The sequence below is a fragment of the Bacteroides sp. AM44-19 genome (assembly GCF_003603395.1).
GTDB classification, from domain to species: Bacteria; Bacteroidota; Bacteroidia; order Bacteroidales; family Bacteroidaceae; genus Bacteroides; species Bacteroides uniformis.
The window spans coordinates 1-5,134 of record NZ_QTNB01000045.1; the positions used below are offsets into that span (position 1 = coordinate 1).

The 5,134-nt window shown below is 50.2% G+C and carries 2 tRNA genes and 3 rRNA genes; all 5 read left to right on the forward strand.

Annotation, left to right across the window (positions count from 1 at the left end):
- The first annotated feature begins 9 nt into the window (after positions 1–9).
- The 5 genes from DW947_RS21125 (at position 10) to rrf (ending at position 5,085) form a co-directional block, all read left to right on the forward strand.
- Positions 10–1,536: ribosomal RNA gene (locus DW947_RS21125) — 16S ribosomal RNA — on the forward strand.
- Positions 1,537–1,671: 135 nt separating this feature from the next.
- Positions 1,672–1,745: transfer RNA gene (locus DW947_RS21130), tRNA-Ile, on the forward strand.
- A gap of 90 nt (positions 1,746–1,835) precedes the next feature.
- Positions 1,836–1,909, forward strand: a tRNA-Ala gene (locus tag DW947_RS21135).
- 113 nt (positions 1,910–2,022) lie between these two features.
- A 23S ribosomal RNA gene (locus DW947_RS21140) occupies positions 2,023–4,902 on the forward strand.
- A gap of 72 nt (positions 4,903–4,974) precedes the next feature.
- A 5S ribosomal RNA gene (rrf, locus tag DW947_RS21145) occupies positions 4,975–5,085 on the forward strand.
- Together the 16S, 23S and 5S rRNA genes with 2 tRNA genes alongside form the textbook arrangement of a ribosomal RNA operon.
- Positions 5,086–5,134: the final 49 nt, after the last annotated feature.

A 5,134-nucleotide genomic window follows, 5' to 3' on the forward strand; every position in this document is an offset into this window, starting at 1 on the left:
GATACTTTTACAATGAAGAGTTTGATCCTGGCTCAGGATGAACGCTAGCTACAGGCTTAACACATGCAAGTCGAGGGGCAGCATGAACTTAGCTTGCTAAGTTTGATGGCGACCGGCGCACGGGTGAGTAACACGTATCCAACCTGCCGATGACTCGGGGATAGCCTTTCGAAAGAAAGATTAATACCCGATGGCATAGTTCTTCCGCATGGTAGAACTATTAAAGGATTTCGGTCATCGATGGGGATGCGTTCCATTAGGTTGTTGGCGGGGTAACGGCCCACCAAGCCTTCGATGGATAGGGGTTCTGAGAGGAAGGTCCCCCACATTGGAACTGAGACACGGTCCAAACTCCTACGGGAGGCAGCAGTGAGGAATATTGGTCAATGGACGAGAGTCTGAACCAGCCAAGTAGCGTGAAGGATGACTGCCCTATGGGTTGTAAACTTCTTTTATACGGGAATAAAGTGAGGCACGTGTGCCTTTTTGTATGTACCGTATGAATAAGGATCGGCTAACTCCGTGCCAGCAGCCGCGGTAATACGGAGGATCCGAGCGTTATCCGGATTTATTGGGTTTAAAGGGAGCGTAGGCGGACGCTTAAGTCAGTTGTGAAAGTTTGCGGCTCAACCGTAAAATTGCAGTTGATACTGGGTGTCTTGAGTACAGTAGAGGCAGGCGGAATTCGTGGTGTAGCGGTGAAATGCTTAGATATCACGAAGAACTCCGATTGCGAAGGCAGCCTGCTGGACTGTAACTGACGCTGATGCTCGAAAGTGTGGGTATCAAACAGGATTAGATACCCTGGTAGTCCACACAGTAAACGATGAATACTCGCTGTTTGCGATATACAGTAAGCGGCCAAGCGAAAGCGTTAAGTATTCCACCTGGGGAGTACGCCGGCAACGGTGAAACTCAAAGGAATTGACGGGGGCCCGCACAAGCGGAGGAACATGTGGTTTAATTCGATGATACGCGAGGAACCTTACCCGGGCTTGAATTGCAACTGAATGATGTGGAGACATGTCAGCCGCAAGGCAGTTGTGAAGGTGCTGCATGGTTGTCGTCAGCTCGTGCCGTGAGGTGTCGGCTTAAGTGCCATAACGAGCGCAACCCTTATCGATAGTTACCATCAGGTGATGCTGGGGACTCTGTCGAGACTGCCGTCGTAAGATGTGAGGAAGGTGGGGATGACGTCAAATCAGCACGGCCCTTACGTCCGGGGCTACACACGTGTTACAATGGGGGGTACAGAAGGCAGCTACACGGCGACGTGATGCTAATCCCGAAAGCCTCTCTCAGTTCGGATTGGAGTCTGCAACCCGACTCCATGAAGCTGGATTCGCTAGTAATCGCGCATCAGCCACGGCGCGGTGAATACGTTCCCGGGCCTTGTACACACCGCCCGTCAAGCCATGAAAGCCGGGGGTACCTGAAGTGCGTAACCGCAAGGAGCGCCCTAGGGTAAAACTGGTGATTGGGGCTAAGTCGTAACAAGGTAGCCGTACCGGAAGGTGCGGCTGGAACACCTCCTTTCTGGAGTGACGTCTCGACTCGATCGTTGGTTCTTGAAGTTATGCTTCCATAAGAACCTCTTGTACTGCGCGTACTTGTTTATTAAAATATACGAGAAAAGTAGAAGCCGAGCCGTAAGGCGAGGGTTTGACTGACAGTCCTATAGCTCAGTTGGTTAGAGCGCTACACTGATAATGTAGAGGTCGGCAGTTCAACTCTGCCTGGGACTACTTCAAAGTTGAAGACTGAAAATTGACAACTGAAAATCGGGAACTCTCCGGATTTTCCACTTTCCAGTTTCCGTTTTCCACTTATAAGAAGGGGGATTAGCTCAGCTGGCTAGAGCACCTGCTTTGCACGCAGGGGGTCAACGGTTCGAATCCGTTATTCTCCACTCCGTTTTGATTATTGTTTTATAATTGAAACACCGTTCTTTGACATGATGTGACCAAAAAAAAGTAAAGTTAAAAGCTGAAAGTATATATCGACCATACGTGATCGGTAAGACAAAAAGTAAGTAAGGGCACATGGCGGATGCCTTGGCTCTCGGAGGCGATGAAGGACGTGATAAGCTGCGATAAGCTGCGGGTAGGTGCAAATGACCTTTGATCCGCGGATTTCCGAATGGGACAACCCGGTACTTTGAAGAAGTATCATCCTGCATTGCAGGAGGCTAACGCAGGGAACTGAAACATCTTAGTACCTGCAGGAAAAGAAAATAAACAATGATTCCCCCAGTAGTGGCGAGCGAACGGGGAATAGCCCAAACCATCCATGTTACGGCATGGGTGGGGTTGTAGGACCACGCCGTGGCAAGAAAGTTGGTGAGCAGAATGTTCTGGAAAGTACAGCCATAGAGCATGACAGCTGCGTATGCGAAGCCAAGCGAAGCCTAGTGGTATCCTGAGTAGCGCGGAGCACGAGGAATTCTGCGTGAATCTGCCGGGACCATCCGGTAAGGCTAAATACTCCCGAGAGACCGATAGTGAACCAGTACTGTGAAGGAAAGGTGAAAAGCACTTCGAACAGAAGAGTGAAATAGTTCCTGAAACCATGTGCCTACAAGCGGTCGGAGCACCTTTTGGTGTGACGGCGTGCCTTTTGCATAATGAACCTACGAGTTACTTTTTCCGGCGAGGTTAAGGATTTCAGATCTGCAGCCGAAGCGAAAGCGAGTCTGAACAGGGCGTATAGTCGGAAGGAGTAGACGCGAAACCAAGTGATCTACCCTTGGGCAGGTTGAAGGATGGGTAACACCATCTGGAGGACCGAACCAATAAGCGTTGAAAAGCTTCTGGATGACCTGAGGGTGGGGGTGAAAGGCTAATCAAACTTGGAGATAGCTCGTACTCCCCGAAATGCATTTAGGTGCAGCCTTGACTTATACTGGCATGAGGTAGAGCGACTGATAAGATGCGAGGGCTTCACCGCCTATCAAGTCTTGACAAACTCCGAATGCGTGTCAGTTCTATGTCAGGAGTGAGGGCATGGGTGCTAAGGTCCATGTCCTAAAGGAGAACAATCCGGACCAACAGCTAAGGTCCCGAAATGAATACTAAGTTGAACTAACGAAGTCAGATTGCTAAGACAGCTAGGATGTTGGCTTGGAAGCAGCCATTCATTTAAAGAGTGCGTAACAGCTCACTAGTCGAGGAGTTTGGCGTGGATAATAATCGGGCATAAGTATTCTACCGAAGCTTTGGGATGAGAAATCATCGGTAGGGGAGCATTCCACTCTGCGTCGAAGGTGAGGCGCGAGCCTTGCTGGAGCGTGTGGAAAAGCAAATGTAGGTATAAGTAACGATAAGGCAGGCGAGAAACCTGCCCGCCGAAAGACTAAGGTTTCCTGATCAACGCTAATCGGATCAGGGTAAGTCGGGTCCTAAGGCTCAGCCGAACGGCGAGGCCGATGGCAGAACCGGTTAATATTCCGGTACTACCTGTGGGAGTGACGTGGAGACGGAGTCGTGACAGCGCCGCGGACTGACGGAATAGTCCGTTGAAGGGTGTAGATGCTGATTGTTCCAGGCAAATCCGGAGCAAGAGTCGAACCTGATAGTATGGAGCGTTCTTAGAACAATCCAATAGTGCGTGTAATCATACTTCCAAGAAAATCCGCTAAACTTAATCCTGCAGGTACCCGTACCGCAAACGGACACACGTAGTCGGGTTGAATATACTAAGGCGCTTGAGTGATTCACGGTTAAGGAACTAGGCAAACTGACCCTGTAACTTCGGGATAAAGGGTCCTCGCTTAACGGCGAGGCGCAGAGAATAGGTCCAGGCAACTGTTTAACAAAAACACAGGGCTGTGCAAAATTGAAAGATGAAGTATACAGCCTGACACCTGCCCGGTGCTGGAAGGTTAAGAGGAGATGTCATCGCAAGAGAAGCATTGAATTGAAGCCCCAGTAAACGGCGGCCGTAACTATAACGGTCCTAAGGTAGCGAAATTCCTTGTCGGGTAAGTTCCGACCTGCACGAATGGTGTAATGATCTGGACGCTGTCTCAACCGTGAGCTCAGTGAAATTGTAGTATCGGTGAAGATGCCGATTACCCGCGATGGGACGAAAAGACCCCGTGAACCTTTACTATAGCTTAACATTGAATTTGGGTAATTGATGTGTAGGATAGGCCGGAGGCTTTGAAGCGGGCACGCCAGTGTCCGTGGAGCCGCTGTTGAAATACGGCCCTTTGATTATTTGAGTTCTAACCCGTTGTTGCGGGGACACTGTTTGGTGGGTAGTTTGACTGGGGTGGTCGCCTCCAAAAGTGTAACGGAGGCTTCTAAAGGTGCCCTCACGACGATTGGTAACCGTCGGCAGAGTGTAATGGCATAAGGGCGCTTGACTGGGAGACTTACAAGTCGATCAGGTAGGAAACTAGAGCATAGTGATCCGGTGTTTCTGTATGGAAAGGACATCGCTCAAAGGATAAAAGGTACTCCGGGGATAACAGGCTGATCCCTCCCAAGAGCTCATATCGACGGAGGGGTTTGGCACCTCGATGTCGGCTCGTCACATCCTGGGGCTGGAGAAGGTCCCAAGGGTTGGGCTGTTCGCCCATTAAAGTGGCACGCGAGCTGGGTTCAGAACGTCGTGAGACAGTTCGGTCTCTATCTATCGTGGGCGCATGAAATTTGCGTGGCTCTGACACTAGTACGAGAGGACCGTGTTGGACTGACCTCTGGTTTACCGGTTGTGCCGCCAGGTGCATTGCCGGGTATCTAAGTCGGGATTGGATAAGTGCTGAAAGCATCTAAGTACGAAGCCAGCCACAAGATTAGATTTCTCAGGGTCGTTGTAGACTACAACGTTGATAGGATGCAGGTGTACAGGCAGCGATGTCATAGCCGAGCATTACTAATTGCCCGTCCACTTTTTGCCTTCCGTGTATGGAGGTATATACGTTCAGCAATATATGGACACTTTACTTTTTTCTCATCATGTCTGCCTTATTCAGGTGACTACAGCACCGGGGTTCCACCTCTTCCCATTCCGAACAGAGAAGTTAAGCCCGGTCACGCCGATGGTACTGCGTAACAGTGGGAGAGTAGGTAGTCGCCGTTTTCAGAAGAAGCCTCCGTGTCTGATAAGGATACGGAGGCTTTGTTCGTTT